This window comes from Kribbella sp. NPDC051770 (genome assembly GCF_040681455.1).
GTDB lineage: Bacteria > Actinomycetota > Actinomycetes > Propionibacteriales > Kribbellaceae > Kribbella.
In genome coordinates this window covers 391,105-407,527 of the sequence record NZ_JBFAYT010000002.1, presented here as the reverse complement: position 1 = coordinate 407,527, position 16,423 = coordinate 391,105, and the positions used below count along the sequence as shown (strand labels likewise).

Annotated in this window: 14 protein-coding genes and 1 pseudogene; 6 read left to right on the top strand and 9 right to left on the bottom strand. The window is 68.9% G+C overall.

The features are described from left to right. Positions 1-59: 59 nt before the first annotated feature. Entirely contained in the window at positions 60-608 is a 549-nt protein-coding gene (locus tag AB0M01_RS08515) for a nitroreductase family protein (protein ID WP_363666960.1), read from the top strand. A gap of 299 nt (positions 609-907) precedes the next feature. On the opposite strand, the gene AB0M01_RS08510 is transcribed toward AB0M01_RS08515, so the two are convergent. Together AB0M01_RS08510 and AB0M01_RS08505 are read right to left on the bottom strand one after the other, a co-directional pair. Next, positions 908-1,417 (bottom strand): hypothetical protein, encoded by a 510-nt coding sequence (locus AB0M01_RS08510; protein ID WP_363666958.1) that lies wholly within the window; start codon positions 1,415-1,417, stop codon positions 908-910. Further along, positions 1,369-1,851 carry a pyridoxamine 5'-phosphate oxidase family protein gene (locus tag AB0M01_RS08505; RefSeq protein ID WP_363666956.1) on the bottom strand — a complete coding sequence of 161 codons (483 nt, stop codon included), beginning with the start codon at positions 1,849-1,851 and terminating at the stop codon, positions 1,369-1,371. Before AB0M01_RS08505 ends, AB0M01_RS08510 begins: the two co-directional genes overlap by 49 nt. Before the next feature lie 231 nt (positions 1,852-2,082). Between AB0M01_RS08505 and AB0M01_RS08500 the strand changes: the two are divergent. Together AB0M01_RS08500 and AB0M01_RS08495 are read left to right on the top strand one after the other, a co-directional pair. After that, positions 2,083-2,475, top strand: a pseudogene (locus tag AB0M01_RS08500) (AAA family ATPase); the annotation flags it as partial. A gap of 297 nt (positions 2,476-2,772) precedes the next feature. Then, entirely contained in the window at positions 2,773-4,656 is a 1,884-nt protein-coding gene (locus tag AB0M01_RS08495; RefSeq protein ID WP_363668093.1) for a LuxR C-terminal-related transcriptional regulator, read from the top strand. Positions 4,657-4,735: 79 nt separating this feature from the next. Here AB0M01_RS08495 and AB0M01_RS08490 read toward each other — a convergent pair whose 3' ends face one another. After that, positions 4,736-7,603, bottom strand: coding sequence for an AAA family ATPase (locus AB0M01_RS08490; protein ID WP_363666954.1), 2,868 nt, complete (start codon positions 7,601-7,603; stop codon positions 4,736-4,738). A 73-nt stretch (positions 7,604-7,676) separates the two neighbouring features. Next, positions 7,677-7,958: a hypothetical protein gene (locus AB0M01_RS08485; RefSeq protein WP_363666952.1), complete on the bottom strand. Its 282-nt coding sequence runs from the start codon at positions 7,956-7,958 to the stop codon at positions 7,677-7,679. A 182-nt stretch (positions 7,959-8,140) separates the two neighbouring features. Here AB0M01_RS08485 and AB0M01_RS08480 point away from each other — a divergent pair, with 182 nt between their 5' ends. Further along, the gene (locus tag AB0M01_RS08480) at positions 8,141-9,832 is read left to right on the top strand and encodes an AMP-binding protein (RefSeq protein WP_363666950.1); all 1,692 of its coding nucleotides are present in this window, start codon (positions 8,141-8,143) and stop codon (positions 9,830-9,832) included. 94 nt (positions 9,833-9,926) lie between these two features. Continuing rightward, on the top strand, positions 9,927-10,574 hold the full coding sequence (locus AB0M01_RS08475; RefSeq protein WP_363666948.1) for an anti-sigma factor: 648 nt from the start codon (positions 9,927-9,929) through the stop codon (positions 10,572-10,574). Between the two features lie 4 nt (positions 10,575-10,578). Here the strand turns inward: AB0M01_RS08475 and AB0M01_RS08470 are convergent, their stop codons facing one another. Both AB0M01_RS08470 and AB0M01_RS08465 read right to left on the bottom strand, forming a co-directional pair. Next, complete coding sequence (locus AB0M01_RS08470) at positions 10,579-11,544, bottom strand: hypothetical protein (RefSeq protein ID WP_363666946.1); 966 nt, start codon at positions 11,542-11,544, stop codon at positions 10,579-10,581. Between the two features lie 410 nt (positions 11,545-11,954). Next, entirely contained in the window at positions 11,955-13,181 is a 1,227-nt protein-coding gene (locus tag AB0M01_RS08465; protein ID WP_363666943.1) for a cytochrome P450, read from the bottom strand. A 267-nt stretch (positions 13,182-13,448) separates the two neighbouring features. Between AB0M01_RS08465 and AB0M01_RS08460 the strand changes: the two genes are divergently transcribed. Then, positions 13,449-14,789 (top strand): PLP-dependent aminotransferase family protein, encoded by a 1,341-nt coding sequence (locus tag AB0M01_RS08460; RefSeq protein WP_363666941.1) that lies wholly within the window; start codon positions 13,449-13,451, stop codon positions 14,787-14,789. Here AB0M01_RS08460 and AB0M01_RS08455 read toward each other — a convergent pair. The 3 genes from AB0M01_RS08455 to AB0M01_RS08445 are packed head-to-tail and all read right to left on the bottom strand — an operon-like array spanning position 14,786 to position 16,418. Next, positions 14,786-15,094: a nucleotide pyrophosphohydrolase gene (locus AB0M01_RS08455; protein ID WP_363666938.1), complete on the bottom strand. Its 309-nt coding sequence runs from the start codon at positions 15,092-15,094 to the stop codon at positions 14,786-14,788. The genes AB0M01_RS08460 and AB0M01_RS08455 overlap by 4 nt on opposite strands. Before the next feature lie 41 nt (positions 15,095-15,135). After that, positions 15,136-15,705 (bottom strand): TIGR00730 family Rossman fold protein, encoded by a 570-nt coding sequence (locus AB0M01_RS08450; RefSeq protein WP_363666936.1) that lies wholly within the window; start codon positions 15,703-15,705, stop codon positions 15,136-15,138. Then, positions 15,702-16,418: a class I SAM-dependent methyltransferase gene (locus AB0M01_RS08445; RefSeq protein ID WP_363666934.1), complete on the bottom strand. Its 717-nt coding sequence runs from the start codon at positions 16,416-16,418 to the stop codon at positions 15,702-15,704. The genes AB0M01_RS08450 and AB0M01_RS08445 overlap by 4 nt, the downstream gene beginning before the upstream one ends. Positions 16,419-16,423 lie beyond the last annotated feature (5 nt).

Genomic DNA, 16,423 nt, shown 5'->3' with positions numbered 1-16,423 from the left:
TCGTGGCCGGCCCCGCGGACTCAGGGGGCCGGCCACGAGTCCTGCATCGAGGAGAAGACATGCAGCAGGTCCAGCCCGACATCCATCCGGTACTGCGGCAGCGGTGGAGCCCGCGGTCGTTCGATCGATGGGTGGACCTGCCGGACGACGTGCTGAACGCGCTTCTGGAGGCGGCGCGCTGGGCGCCATCGGCGGGCAACTCACAGCCTTGGTCGTTCGTTCTCGCCCGCCGCGGTGATGATCTGCACCGTCGCATCGTCAAGCACCTGGCGCCGAGCGCGGGCGCGTGGGCACCTGATGCCGGCGCGCTGATCGTCAACCTCTGCCACCGGTACGTCGAAGGTACCGACTGGGAGTACTCGGAGTTCTCGGTCTACGACCTGGGCCAGGCCGTGGCTCACCTGTCGGTCCAGGCAACGGCGATGGGCCTGGCCGTACGCCAGTTCCGGGCCTTTGACAAGCAGGCGCTGACTGCCGAGCTGGAGGTTCCGGACCACTGGGAGGTGCTGACGATCGCCGCTGTCGGCGCCTCGCTCGCCGGGCGGGGCCCGCTGCGCGACCGACGCTCCGTCGACGACCTCCGCTGGCCCCCTGCCGCGAAAGGCTGACGCTCAGAACGTCTCGTTCGGCACTGACCGCGTTCGCCGGGGCTTGTCGACGACCTGCCCTGGCGCCGGCTGCTTCGTACAGGTTCCACCGTGAAGCGGCTGCAGATCGGAGCCAGCCAGGTCGTCGTGGGTGATCGGGAATCCACACAGGGCACAGATCCGGAACGGGAAGTCGCGAGCGACCAGCGAGCGAGCCCGTGGTGTCTCAACGCGCAGTGCCGTCATGTTCCGTCGCTCCTCCGGTGTCGGTCCTGACCGGCTGTACGACCGCGTCCGCGGCAGCGGTTCGTCAGGCCCGGCTAGGTCGACCGCGCCCGCTTCTTCGCGGCGATGATGGTGCGCCAGGGAACGGGTGCCGGCCTCTCGCCGGTGCGGCGCAGATACACCTCGGCGTCCGACCGCGACTTGGCGAGTGATCGAAGGAGGGTGCGCATCGCGACGACCGGGTTGCCGCCGTTCCTCATGATCCAGCGCGAGTGTGCCGGTGAGAAGCCGATGCTCGTAGTGCCGGAATACGTTGTCCCCTTGGCGATCAGGACCCGGAGGTTCCAGCCGCGCTTGTCGTGGCTGTGCGCCATCAGGCAAGCAGATCCGGTCGTGAAGCCGAGCCAAACAGGACGCTCGATCCGCAGCGTCCGGCCATCAGCGGCCGGTTCCGGCCGGCATCGGAACGCCGCGGGATAACCATCGGACTCGATCAGTGCGAGAACGGCGCCGTGCTCGAAGGTGGTGATGGCCTGGTCGATCTCACGTCCGAGGCTCACAGCCGCACCACCTTCGGGTTGGATGTCATGTCCCCGTCCGGCCACCAGCGGATCCGTTGGGGTACGACATGGATCTTGACGCGTTGGTAGTACCAGGACATGTACCTGCGGGTGAGGGGATCTGTTCCGATCCCTTTGGTCTGCTTGGACCAGGCCGCCGAGTACCACTCGGCCAGTTCGTCGTCCCAGACCGTGATCGCGGACGCCGTGGCGTCGCCCTGGACGAGGACGACAGGGTTGCCGTCGATTCCGCTACCAGTCGGATCCGAGTAGAGCAGCGACACCTTGGGCGTCCGGCGGATGTTGTAGATCTTGTGCGGCATTCCGATGCCGGTCGTGACCATGACGCGCTGGTGTCTGGACTGCCAGATCGGAAGCACCGGGACCGACACCGGCTGGTCCTGTCCGGACACGGTGGTCAATTCGGCGGTGACGTAGGCCGTCAGGACGGTGCTGACCTCGGCCGGTACGGCGTTCATGAGGCCACCCTGGCGTCCGGGACACAGCGCGAACCATAGGCGTAGGTGCCTATTTTTGCCCGCCGGCCGCTACCTAGGTGTGATCCGACGGCAGGCCGACGTGGGCAGCCGCTTGACCGCATCATCCATTTGAGGTAGTTCTTAGTGTACTCATTTCCCTCTGGGTAATGTCGAAGTGAGCTCCGGTACAGGCCAGCTGCTCCGGACGCGCCAGTTGGAGGTGAATCGGGGATGTCGGGTGCCGGGACGGCGAGGTCCGTACTTGTCGAGCGGGACGGCGTCCTTGGTCGGTTGACCTCAGCCGTTCAGCGCCTCCGGGCCGGCCACAGTGGCGTGGTGATGCTGAGCGGTGAGGCGGGCATCGGCAAGACCGCGGTCGTCAACGCCTTCGCTGCGCGGCTGGACACCGACGTCCGGCTTCTGCGTGGCAACTGCGACGACCTGCTGGCGCCTGCCGCTCTTGGCCCTTTGCGCGAGGCATTCCGCGACAGTGGTGACAGCAGGCGAACGCTCACCCACCTCGGCGATCCGGACGCGATGCTGTCCGCGATCCTTGCCGACCTGAGCGGCGAACGTGCGACGGTGATGATCATCGAGGACATGCACTGGGCCGACGACGTGTCGATCGACGTCGTCAGGTACCTGGTGCGGCGGCTCGCCCAGATCAACGTTCTGCTCGTCATCACGATCAGGTCGGACGGCCCGGAGACGCGTCGGCCGCTGCGAACGCTGCAAGCCGCGCTCAACGGTGCGTCGGTGGAGCGCGTGGTCCTCCAGCCGCTGTCCCTGACCGGCGTTCGTACTCTGGTTGCGGGCTCCGAGCGAGACCCGGACCAGTTGCACCTGCTCTCGGCCGGCAATCCGTTCTACCTGACCGAACTCCTCGATGCTCCGGGTGACGACCGTCCCCCGCTGACGGTCGTGGACGCGGTCCTCGGGCGCGCGACGGCCCTCGATCCGAGGGACCGCGAGGCGGTCGAGAAGCTCTCCGTCGTGCCCTGGCCGGTCGACCTCGACTTCGCCGAGCGGCTGCTCGGAAACGGGTTCACCGGCCTCGCCGCGGCCGAGGCCCACGGCCTGCTCGAGCTGAGTTCGGGCACGGTGCGGTTCCGCCACGAGATCGCCCGGCGGGCGATCGAAGAGGCGATCCCGCGGATCCGCCGGATCGCGATGCATCGGGCCGTGGTCACGACCCTGCTCGCCGGCGCCGAACCCGACAGTGCCGCTGTAGTGCACCATGCCGTCCAGGGCTTCGACGCGCGGACCATCGTCCGGTTCGCTCCAGGGGCGGCGAGGCAGGCAGCACGGGCGGGATCGCACCGGCAGGCTCTGATCTGCTTCGAGGCCGTCGTGCCGCTCGTCGACACCCTGGAGGCCGGTGAGCAGGCGGACCTTCTCGACGACTACGGGTGGGAGCTCCATCTCGCGCTCAGGTTCGACGACGCGGTCGGAGCAGCCCGGCGCGCGGTCGGTGTGCGCGAACGGATCGGTGCGGTGGTGCCGTGGATCGAGACACTTCTGCGGCTGTCCCGCCATCTGTACATGGCCGGTCAGACGGCCACCGCACGCTCGACGATCGAGCGCGCCGAGGAGCTTGCCGGGCGGTGCAACTCCGCTGAAGCGCGGGCGGCGACGATGACGTACCGCAGCATGATCCTGGTGCAGACCGGGCTGCTGGACGATGCGATCGCACTGCTGCCCGAAGCTCGTGCCGCCGCTGTTCGGGCAGACCGGCCGGATCTCGCATCGCTGTGCTCGAACTATCTGGGTGTCGCCCTGACGGATACCGGCGACGAAGGTGGCCTCGCCCATCTTCGGGACGCGCTCGCGGGTGCCCTGGACAGTGGCCGTCACGAGGCTGCGGCGCGGGCGTACACGAATCTGGCGGAGGTCCTGTTCCGGCACAACAGGACCGACGAGCTCGTGAGCTTGCTCGAAGCAGGAGCGCGGTTCACCCAGGATCACGGATTCTGGTCACACGCCTTCGGGCTGGAGGTTCACGAGATCCACTGCAGTCTTCGTCGGGGCAACTGGAACGACGCCGAGCGCCGGTTGCAGACCCTGCTGGGCTCTACGCCGGATCCTGGGATGCTGGCCGTCTACAGCCGGCCGATCGCCGCCAGACTCCGGCTGCGTACGGGCAGGATGCAGGATGCCTACGAGTCGGCCAGCACGACGTGGGACCAAGCCTGGAGCCAGCAGTCGTTGGTCGGCATCCTGTACGGCGGGGTGGCCTACGCCGAATGGGCATGGGTCGCGGGCCGCGCGGACGTGGCCCAGGAAATCCACGACCAGCTCGCGCAGTACGACATACCGGCTGGTCTGCTCGAGAGTTTCGACCAGATCCATCGGCTGCTCGGGCTGGCCGGTGTTGACGTGAAGTCATCGGAGTCCGTCGCCGCGCGGCCGGGTGCCTCCCTGGATCCGTACGAACGTGCGGCCGCCCTGGCATCCTCCGGATCGGTGGGCGACGCGCTGCAGGCGCTCGGCATTCTCGACACCTTGGGAGCGACGGCGCCCGCGGACGATCTTCGCCGTCAGCTGCGGAGGCTGCGGATCGCCAGCATTCCGGCCCGGCCGGTCGGCGGCTCCGGCGGGAGCAGTTTGACGCGCCGGCAGGTCGAGGTACTGCGGCTGCTGGGGACCGGGCTGACGAACGCGGAGATCGCTGCCCGGCTTGTCGTTTCGGCCCGGACCGTCGACCACCACGTTTCGGCGATCCTGAACCGGCTCGGCGCGGGAACGCGTCGGGACGCGGTCAGGCGAGCGACGGACATCGGGCTGCTGGAGACGTCGGCCGGATGATCCTCGCGAAGATCCGTGGCCCGGAGCCTGCGCGTACGGCCTGACGAACCCGATGGCCGGTTGGCTGCGTCCGGCCCACCTACGGCAGACAGGACTTCGGCGGAGCGGTCTCCTCGGAGCCGTACAGGAAGGTTGCCAGCCGCACCCGTGACCGGACGTTGAGCTTGGTGAAGATCGAGCTCAGGTGGCGCTCCACCGTCTTCTCGCTCAAGAACATGACGGTCGCGATCTCGCGGTTGGTCAGCCCCCGGGCGACGTGCTCGGCCACTTCGTGCTCGCGGCGACTCAGGCTGCCGAGGCGATCCGCCGGCTGATCCTTGGTCGAGACGGGGGCCAGATGAACACCATGACGCCGCAGCTCGCGCGACGCCCCCTCCTCCAGGCGGGCAGCGCCGGCCGCGGTGAACGCGTGATGGGCAGCACGAAGTTCACTGACGGCGGAGGCCCGCCTGCCGTCGGCCCGAAGCGCTCTGCTGAGGACAACCCTGGCCAGCCCTGCCTCGATCGGCATGCTCATCGCTGCGAAGAGCTGCTCGGCGCTGGAGGCGCGCTCGGATGCGGTCGTGTTGTTGCCGAGGTCAAGCAGCACCCTGCTCTCAGCGAGCGCCGAGTAGGCGGCAGCTGATCCGCTGGTCTCGCGGCCGGCCTTGGCGGCCGCGGTTGCCAGTCGCCGTGCCAGGCTGCGATCTCGCCGCGTCAGTGCGGCACGGACCAGGAGTTCGAAGGTGGCGGACCGCCCGGCCGGATCCATCCGGGGTAGCTCCGGTCCACCACAACCGCTCATCACAGTGTCGAGGCACGATTGCGGGTCACCCGCGTCGAGCAGGATGCGGCCGTTGGCGCCGGCACAGCACGCCGTCACCCAGTTGCTGCGGCCGTGATCTTTGGCCGCGACAACCTCGGCATACCGCGCCGTCTCGGAACTGTCGCCTTGAAGCACCGCGACCTCCACGAGAAACATCGCGGCGAGCGACACCAAATGGTCGGAGTTCAGCAGTCGCGCAAGCTCATAGGCCTCCAGGAGCGCTCGCCGCGCCTCCGCCAACCGGCCGAGGCTGCGAAACGCGTTGCCCTGAACGGTCAGCAGGAGGGCCAGCGCGAGTACCTGCTCGGACCGGCGCGCCAGGGCGATCGCGCGAAGGTGACGGGAGATCGCCGAGTCAGCGGTGCCTGCGGCCTGCAGGGCCCAGGTGCACCAGGCGACCGCGAAGAGTTCCTCGAGCAGCGCTGCGTCGGGCAACAGATCGAGGGCCTGGCCGGCCAGCTCCGCATGATGCGACCCTTCGGAGAGTTCACCGTCGAGGACGAGCACGTACGCCGCGACACATCTGGAGACCACTCCGGCCACCGAGGGCAGCGACGGCATCGTCGGGGCGAGGAGCCGCTCGGCATCTTCTCGCGCACCCATGCGGTCACCCAGAAACCACCGGGCCAGCGCACGCTGCTGGACGAGCCTTGCGGCCGTCGCGTCCGTGCGGGTGGGGCAGGCGTCGAGATCGACGCTCAGGATCGCGTCGGCCTCGTCGTAGCGTCCGCCGTACTCGGCGGCCTTCGCAGCGCCGATGCCGGCTCTCGAGCGCAGTACCGAGGGCCCGTCGGCTCGCAGCAGATGGAGAGTGTTGAGGAACACCTCCCTGCTCTGGTGCAGCCCACCGGCGTCGAGGCCTGCCTCTGCCTCCGCGACCATCAGCTCCGCCCGGCGTGAGTTGTCTGCGGGGTCGTCGGGCAGCAGCCGCAGCGCGGTGCGATACCAATGGGCCGCCGAGCCCGGCGAGGTCCACCGGACCGAGGCACCGGCGCGCGTCAGTACATCGATGGCTTCGTGGTCGCCCACGGTCGCTGATTGCTCGACATGGTGAGCCCACGACTCGGCCGGCAGCTGTCCGGCGCGAAGGGCGTGTGCGGCCCGGAGATGGGCCAACCGGCGCCACCCCCCGCCGGACGTCTGATACACCGCGTCCCGGACCAGGGGATGCCGAAACGCGAGCCGCCCCGGTGTTTCGGAGAAGCGCAGGATGTCTCGCCGCTCCAGATCGTCCAGTGCCTCGACCACCTCGCCGGAGGGGAGCTCGGTCAGGGCAGGAATCAGTGCCGGATCGAAGTCCGGGCCCAGCACCGCGGCTGCTTGCGCCACCAGCAGGGCCGGCTCGTTCAAAGGTGCCAGCTCCGCTTGCAACGGCGCGGAGATGCCGGCCGGAAGGGCGAGCAGGTATTGCGGGACGCCGCCGGTGAGGGCGTGCAGGCGATGCAGATCGAGTTCCTGAATCTCGCCGGCCAGCAGTTTGCGGGCATCGCCGATGGAGAGCGGGGACAGCAGATGACTGATTGCATCGCCGGCCACCAGCATGGCGTCGACCACCGCGGTGAAGGAACCGGGCGTTTGTCGCGGGCGGTAGGCAAGGCCGAAGGCGACACCGGTGGGAGGGCGCCGGCACACCTGGCCCAGGAGGTCGAGGCTCTCCTCGTCGGCCCAGTGGAGATCGTCGATCAGCACGGCAAGGGGAGTGTGCTCGGTCAGCGCCTCGAGGAGCATCCGGGTCGCGGTCACCCGGCGCTGTGTCGTCGGTGCAGCCAGGCTGGCGGTACCGGGTGCCGAGGACGGTACGAGTGGCCGGAGCTCGGAAGCGAACTCGTCCAGGATGCTGCCCACGCCGGTGGTGTCACGATGTCGCGCGACGAAGGGATCCAGCGCCGCCGCCAAGGTCGCGAACGGCCGGGGCTCGCCGACCTGCCGGCCCTGTGCCGTCAGCGCCGTGTGGCCGAGGTCGGTGGCATGGTCGCGGAGCTCGGTGAGAAGCCTGGACTTGCCGAGCCCCGGATCACCGGTGACGACCAAGGTGCGAGGTGAACGATCGGGTCGCCGGAGCACCACGTCCCAGCTGTTGAACTCGGCGTCCCGGCCGACCAGGCGCCGGCGGTGTCTGCTGGTACTGGGCCCCACTAGCATCGTTCGAACACCGCCAGTTCTTGGCTGATCCCTCAGGTACAAGAACCAGTACGAACGCGCGAGCAGGATCGGATCAGGAGCGAGCGACTTCGCCCGCGATCACGTCGACGACGATCTGCCGCCCGATGACCAACCAGTGACGTCGGCCGTACCGATCTGTCCAGGGCGGGCGAAGCAGGCCGTGCACCGCGTCCCGCCAGGCTCTCGCCTCCGTCCGTCCACCGGCGACCTCGATCGACAGCTGCCCGGTGGAGGTGCGGACGCGCTGCACTCCCTCGGCCAGCACAGGGTCCCCGAGAAGCTCGTCGTACCGCCTGGTCAGATCGGTCGGTGCCGTCGTTGCGTCGTGCTGCATGGTCGCTCTCCTCTCGGCTACCGCGCTACCGGTGGGGTCATCCAGCAGTACGGCCTGGTCCTGCCGTGCGGATCACCGTTCGGGCCGGCCGCCGAAACTTGGGGGACTTCCCTACTCGGGACCGTGGGTGGACGGCAGGCACCATCCGTAGGGACCACCGACGCAGAGATCTGGAGAAGCGGATGGGAAGCAACAGAACCGGCCTGCTGGACTGGCTGGAGTCGCCGGCCGGGCAGTTCGACTTCCTCGACGATCGGGGGACCTGGCAACCATGTTCGCTGCCGGAGCTGGCGGCCTGTACGAACGGCAACGCCGCCCGGCTTCGCTCTGAAGGAGTCGGTCGCGACGACCGCGTGGTGGTCCTGCACCGAACAGGTCCGGCGTTCGCCGTGTCGTTCTTCGCGGCCCTCGCTGCGGGCGGAACACCGTGCCCGCTCGCTCCACCACTGGCGACCGGATACGCCGAGCGCTGGCTCGAAGGCGCGGCCAGAGTGATCTCTGCCTCGGACGCCCGCCTGGTGGTCACCGATCCCGAGCTCGCGGAGCTGGCCACCGAGGCCGTACGGCGAAGTGGCCGGCCGGCCGCGGTGATCGAGGTGGACCTGTCCGCCGCAGCCGACTTCTCGCCCCAGGCAGCGGCTGAGCTCGCTCTGGTGCAGTTCACTTCGGGCTCCAGGGCCACACCGAGGGGAGTGCGCGTCTCCTGGCAGAACATCGAGGCGAACATCGACATGATCTACCGGTGGATCGGCCGGCCCGCGACGCTCGGCACGAGCTGGTTGCCGCTGCATCACGACATGGGGCTGGTCGGTGGCTTCCTGGTGCCACTGGTCCAGCAGTTGCGGCACGGCCTGATGCGGCCCGAGCATTTCATCAAGAACCCTATGACCTGGCTCGAACGCTACGGGTCAGGCTTCGGGGAAGTCATCGTGATGCCGAACTTCGGCTACGACTACGTCGTACGGCGGGTGTCTCCCGAACAGCTGACCGGCCTGGACTTCTCGGCGGTCAGCGTGGCAGTCAGCGGTGCCGAGCGGGTCCGGCGCTCCACCCTCGACGCTTTCTACGAACTTCTCGGTCCGTTCGGTCTCACGCGGAAGAGCATGCAACCCGCGTACGGGCTGGCCGAGGCCACCTTGGCAGTGACCGGCGTCCGGTTCGGAGAACCTCCGCTTGCCGTCGGAGTTCCCCGGGGGAGCGATCGGCAGGGTGCGGAGATCGCGGTCGTCGCCGAGACCGCCGCGGATCGCTGGGCCGATGAACCGGCGACCGACGATCTCGTCTGGCACGTGAGCTGCGGCCGGCCGTTGACGGGGATCGAGGTCACGATCGTCGACGACTCGGGTCAACCGCTCGGCGATCGTGTCGTCGGTGAGATCGCCGTCCGGGCGCCGTCCGTGGCGCAGGGCTACACGCAGGACGTGCCCGGATCCTCCACAAGGTTCGTAGCTGAGCAGCTGCTGACCGGTGACGCCGGTTTCCGGCACCGGGGCGAGCTCTTCGTGCTCGGCCGGATCGGGGACAGCCTCCAGGTCCGGGGCCGCAACGTCTACGTCGAGGATGTCGAGAGCGCACTGCACGACACCGTCGGTCGCGGTTCCGGGCGGACCGTTGTGCTCGCGGGTTCCCGGGACGGTATTCCGACGATCTGTCTGCTGTCGGACCACGAGATCTCGGCAGCCGACCTCGACTCGGTGCGGCAACGAGTCGGTGAAGTCGCCGGCAGCGAGGTCCCGCTCGTCCTGGTGCGCGTGCGCCGGAGCGCCCTCGAGTACACCTCGAGCGGCAAGCCCCGGCGGGCCTCGATGTGGAACAAGTTCCTGTCGGGTGAGCTCGCCGGTGCTGTCGTCGTCCGGGATCCGCTGGCGTCCTAGGTCCACTCGCGGCGCACCAGACGTACTGCTGCCGGGGCGGTGCGAAGCCGGCCCACCGATCGATGAAAAGAATCACGCGAAAAGGCCGGTGGAGATGATGATCGAGTACGGCGCCCGGATGATCTGGAGATGGCACGGCCGGCGGTTGGCCTGGACGCCGGCGATGGAACGCCTGGTGCGGTCAGCCGACGTGTGGGCGCCGGTGCCGTGGACCCTGGAGGTCCAGGTGCAGTCGGCTCTGGGCGTCGGCTCGCACGGCTGGGCGGTCGAGAGGACGCAGCGGCCGTGCACGTCACTGGCCGGCGGATGGAGGCGTGGACTGCCGAGTGTCAGCGTCGCCGCGACCGTGGCGCTGGGGTTGGTCGGCGCCGGATACCTCGGGCTGATCCACGGCAACGATGTGCGGACCGTGGCGCTGTCCGGATCGGGGACGTCACCGACTGCCTCGGCACTGGCCGACCTGCGGGAGAAGTCCGGCGGTGTGGAGATCACCTTGCGATCGGCGACCCTGCCACCCGCACCGGCCGGGAGGTACTACGAAGGATGGGTCAAGGGTGCTCAGGGAATGGTGTCGGTCGGCACGTTCCATCTGCGGCAGGGATCCGGGAAGGTCGTTCTCTGGTCGGGAGTCGATCTCGACAAGTACCCGGCGATCGCGGTCACCCTGGAGTCCGAGGACGACGACCCTGCCTCGTCGGAGCAGGTCGTGGTGTCCGGAGTTGTGCTGCCGGTGAATCGCTAGCCGGTCAGGCGACCCTTCGCAGCTCTCGCACCAACTGGTGTCTCGTCGGGCCGGACGGGTCGTCCGCCACGGCCGGCGACGCGATCGCGGCCCGCCACCTCTCGATCCGGGTGCGGTCCTGCGCGAGTACGGCGTCGAACTGCGGCGCGATGCGCTCGGTCACCGCCTTGTCGACATCGAGCATCTGCGCGGCCAGGTCGGCTGGGTGCCGGCGTACCGCCTCGGCGATGATCACGGCCTGTTCGAACGCGACCGACACTCCCAGCGCGAAGACGGGGTTCGTCAGACAGAGGCTGTCCCCGGCGAGGTGCAGCCCGTGGACCACCGGCGTACCGTCCTGAGCCACCAGGCGAAGCAGCCGGTTCCGGAGGCCGCCGATCGCCAGCGGTCGCGGGGTGATCGGCCGGCTTCGGTGCGGATCGACCCAGGCCGCGGTCGCTGGGAGCCGGCCGGCGGCAGCGGCGAAGAAGGCAGGTTCTCTCAGTGCCTGGAGTTCCGGGTCGCCGGGCAGAATGCCGAAGCTCACCGAGAAAACCTTGCCACCGGCAAGCAAAAGTTTGGCGGCGAAGCCGTCGTGGATACCGCCGGCGCTGATCGGATCGTCCAGCGGCCCCGGGACCGCGCCCGGACGCAGCTGGTAGAAGCGCGAGTACATGGTGAGGCGACTGGACTCCTCGAATCGCCAGGGTGCCGCGGCTCCGCCTTCTCGGAGCCAGCCGAAGGTCCGGTCGCGACGACCACCGGTGGCGATCACCAGGTCGGCGAGCAGCCGGCCGCGTGGTGTCCGCACGCCGATGACGCGACGGGGACGGGCGGTGGTCGCGAAGCACAGTCCGCTGACCTCGGTACCGCTGGTGTAGGTGACACCGGATCGCCGGAGCACCGCACGGCGCAGTGCGTCCTCGAGAAACGTTCGTCGGACCAGCAGCACAGTGGACCGACCGGGTTCGTCGGCAGACGTCTCCGGCACGCTGCACTCCTCACCCCCGGCCGTCCGTATCTCCTCCAGGACGTCCGGAGCCAAGCGCTCGAGGGCGCGGTGGGTCGGTGACCGGAACAGGTGCGGGTGCTCCGCGTGGGGGACCGATCGGCGCGTGCCGCAGGGATCTTGTTCGACGATGTGAACCTCATGGCCGTACTCCGCGAGCACCAGGCCGCAGGCGAGGCCGGCCACACTGCCACCGACTACTACCGCCCGGGACATCGACCGGTTCCTGGTGGCCGGAAGGTGACGGGCAGATGCTCCAAACCCCTCCGCAGCAGGCCCGATCGCCAGCGCAGGGAGGCCGCATCGCCTTCCAGTCGCACATCCGCGAGCCGGTCGAGAGCAGCGGCGAACGCGACTTCGGCCTGGAGCCGGGCAAGGGGGGCGCCGAGGCACTAGTGAATACCGAGGCCGAAGGCGATGTGCTTGGCGTCGGCGCGGGAAAGGTCAAGCTCGTCCGGCTGATGGAACGCGGCCGGATCGCGGTTGGCGGCGCCGAGTGAAACCAGCACCGGATCGCCGGTCCTGATCGCCGCACCGGCGAGCTCGAACGACTCGGTGGCGAACCGCCAGGTCGTCACGTCGACGGGGGAGTCGAAGCGCAGCAGCTCTTCGATCGCCGGCCGGAGCAGGGCCGGCGTCTCCCGAAGGCGCTCGAGCTGTTCGGTGTGGGTCAGCAACGCGTGCAGGCCGTTGCCGAGCAGGTTGACGCTCGTTCCGTGGCCGGCGATCAGCAGCAGGAAGATCGTCGAGACCAGCTCCGCCTCGGTCAGTTCGTCCTCGCCGGTGGCGAGCACGAGGTCGGTCAGCAGATTCTCGCCCGGCGCCCGCCGCGTGGCCGCGATCAGTTCGTGGACGAATCTGCGCATCCGCCGGGCGGCCCGGCCGACCCGGCCACGGGCGCGATGGCCGGCCAGATGGGGATCGGTGATCTCGCGGAACTCGGCCCGCAGGTCGCCGGGGACGCCGAGCAACTCACACAGGACGAGCGTCGGCAGCGGATGAGCGAAGGCGGCCATGAAGTCGGCGCGCCCCGAGCCGACGACCAGATCGAGCAGGCCGGCGGACAGGACTTCGACGCGGCTTCTGAGCACCTCGATCCGGCGGGGAGTGAAGGCCGCGCCAGCCACCCGCCGAAGTCGGCGGTGGTCCGGTGGATCGGCATTGACCATGTGATGGCCAAGGCCCAGCCGGAACTCGTCCGGGAGTCCGACGGCAGTGCGGGGGATGGTGGGGGCCAGGAACCGCGGGCTCTTCGACAACCGGGCGTCGGCCAGTGCCTGGCGAGCGGCGTGATGGCTGGTGACGAGCTTCGCCGGCACACCGCGAGGTAGCAGGACCTCCGCGACCGGCTGGACCGAGCGGAGCCAGGCGTAGGTCGGGTACGGATCCTGGGTGAACTCTCTGGTGAACAGTCCAGGCAGCGGTGCCGGCGGAGCCAGTTGCCCGAAGGGTTGCTCGAGCCGACTGCTCATCTCTGCTCCCTGTGGGTTGACGGATCGCCACACACAGCAAAGGACCCGGGTTTTAGAGACCCAGGCCCTTGTGCTGTCCGACCGCGGTTTTAGAGACCCCGGCCGCCGGGGAACCCTGGTTTTAGAGACCTTGGCTCCTTCGAACATCGTCCGCGAAACCCTGGTTTTAAAGACCTTGGCTCCTTGAGCGATGTCCTAAGACTAGAGGCCGAGGCGCCAGGGAGCCGAGAGCCACTATGGCCGTCGTCACCGCCGAAACCGGTCTCCTCGAGACGTGTTGCCTTCGATCCACCAGCGCTGCCGGATGCGTACTGCCCAGTGGACGGGAGAAGGAAGGCGGACCGAACCATGCGAGTCGCTTCGGTGGTGCGAGTACCCGTTGCCGTGGACCGGCACAGCCCGCACTCGCTGAGTGTGCAGATCGTGGACCAGCTCATCACGGCCATCGAGTCCGGGGCGCTGAGCGCCGGCTGTGGACTTCCGTCCAGCCGTGCACTGGCGCAGACCCTCGGAATCTCTCGCACGGTTGTCCTCGCCGCGTACTCCGAACTCTTCGCCCGCGGCTACCTCCGATCCCTTCCAGGCTCGGGCACCTTCGTTGCGGAGCCGGCCGGTGCGCGGCCGCGGGCCGCCGAGCCCGCCCCGGCCTCCCGTCGGCGTTCGATCGACTTCAGTCCTGGGGTGCCGAACCTGGAGCGCTATCCGAGGTCGGAGTGGCGGTCGGCCTGGCAGACAGCGAGCTACGCCCAGCCTTCGGCGACGTCGGCTCCTGCGATGGGCCTGGCACGGCTGAGGGAGCAGGTCGCAGCACATCTCAACCGAACCAGGGGGATCGGCTGCGTTCCCGGGCGATTGATGATCACCGACGGACTGGCGCACGGCCTCGACATCCTTGCCGAGCTGGCGGCCGGAGCCGGCGCGTCCGCGGTCGTCGAGGATCCGGCTCATCCGCTGGTCGCCCACCAGCTCGAGCGACGCGGGTTGGCGCATGTGCCCACTCCGGTCGGTCCGGACGGCCTTCGCATCGAGCTGCTGCCGGACTCGGCCTCGCTGGCCGTCGTCACGCCGTCGCAGCAATTCCCACTGGCGCCGCAGATGCCGCTGCACAAACGTCGGGAACTGATCGGGTGGGCTGCCCGCAGCGGGGTGTTGCTGGTCGAGCTCGACATCGCCGACGAGCTGCACAGCCGGGAGGGATTCGTTCCGTGCCTTGCGTCGCTCGACCCGGCAGGGAGCGTCGTCGCGTATCTGGGGACCTTCGAGCATGTTCTGTCCCGCGACCTGCCGCTCGGCTACCTGGTGCTGCCCGAGGCGCTGGTGAAGGCCGCGGAGAACTACGTCGCCATCACTGGATCCGGTCCCACAGCCCTGGCTCAACGTGCCGCGCTCGAGTTGTTCTCGAGGGGCGACGTCGCCAGGTACGTGAACCGTCTGTACCGCATCTACCAGGAGAAGCGGTCGGTCGTGCGCAGGCATCTCGAGCAGTTGCCCGTCGAGTCGTTGACCGGTCTGTCCGGCAACCACGTGGCCGTCGAGCTACGGTCCGACCGGCCGGCCGAGAGCGTCAGCGACCGGCTCGCGAGTGCTGGCGTCCTGATTCGCCCGGCGTCGGCGTACCGGCGGCCGCGCAGTACGGACCTGGTAGACGATGACTTTGCCACCGGCAACATTCTGATCGCCGGGTTCGGGCATCTCTCCAGCCCGGAGATCGAGCGGGGTCTGCTGGCCCTGGGGCGGGTCCTCGAAACCGGTTAGGAGGCCGTGTCCGCCGGGTAGCGCTCAGCGACCTGGTCGAGCTTGTCCAGCAGGGCGGCGGTGAGGTCGACATCGAGCACATCGGCGAGCCGGAGCAACGACCAGTAGATGTCACCCAGTTCGGCCCGTACTTCGGCGGCGAACGGATGATCCGCCGTGCCCACCACCGTCTGGCCGGGCGCGAGCCAGCGGAACAGCTGCGCCAGCTCCCCGGTCTCGGCGACGAGGTTCAGTAACAGTGCCGCCGGAGCCGAGATCGCGTCCCAGCCGCGATCCTCGGCGAATCGGCGAACTCGCAGACGCAAGTCCTCCGGAGTACCAGCGGCCGGTGACTCTTCGGTGGAACTCACCGCACGCAACTCGATTCCAGAAGGTCCAGTGCTTCGTATGGCGATGTCGCCCACTGGACGTACTTGTGCAGGTCGGACGACATCAGCCCCAGCGTGGGGAGGAGACCGAGCTGAGCCCGGAACGGGGCGAACACGCCGTCGGGGTCGACGACGACCAGTGGCTTGCGATGCGTGTCCAGCGCCCGTCCGGTGATCACGTCGAGCATTTCGCTGAGTGTGCCGGTCCCGCCCGCCATCACGACGAAGGCGTCGGCGCGGTCGATCATCAACTGCTTGCGCACCTGCAGGTTCGGCGCGATGACCAACTCGTCGGCCTCGTCGTCGGCAAGGTCGAGGCCCTCCACCACGGGGACGTCGACGGCGATCCCGACAGTCCGGGCGCCACCCGCCCGCGCCGCTCGGGCGAGGGCCCCCATGCAGGACACGCGGCCGCCACCGCTGATCACGGCGTACCCGCGACGTGCAAGCTCCGCTCCCAGTTCGCTTGCGAGCGAAAGGTGCCGTGGATTGCTGGTTTGCGCGGAGCAGAAAACGCAGACCGCGGTACTCGGGCTCGCTGCCGTCACGCGGTTCTCCGGGCGACGACGTACCGCATCGGGATGTCGACCGGGGCGTCGGCCGCGGTGCTCTCGGTGGAGCGCCACAGATGCGAGCCCGCGGCAACGATGTGGTAGCCGGCGTCGAGGAGCAGGTCTTCGGTCTCGTGCTCACGCAGGTCGGCCGGCTGGACGCCGTAGCGCAGGATGCGCGCCACCTTCGGTGGCGGTCCGTCGGGCCTGGCGACCAGCTCGGCCAGCAACTGCCCAGCGGCCGGGGCCGGCTCGTAGCTCAGGAGCCGTCCCGTGGTTCCGTTGAGCATCGCGAAGGCTGTGACAGCTGCTGCTCGTTCCAGCGGGGTGAAGAGGTGCAGGAGTCCGCGTGCGTAGACATTGCTGTCGCCGGTGAGACGATGGACGGACGCCGCGTCCGCTGGATCCAGGACGTCCATGCGACGGAACCGCACGCGGTCCTCCGCGACGGCAGCGCGGGCGTGGTCGAGCGCGGCGTCCGAGATGTCCACGCCGAGAACCAGCGGGAACCGGTCGGCGAGTGCCCCGGTGTGGGTGCCGTTGCCGCACCCGACATCGATCAGCGGCAGGCCGGGGTCGAGGTGGGCGGAGACGAGGCTGTAAGGGACGGAGCTCTCCGGATCGCCGTCCCACAAGGCTTCGCCCTGGCCGGCGGGAAGATCACGCCAGTAGCTGTCCCACACTTCGCCGTACGCCGCGGAACTCACCATGGATG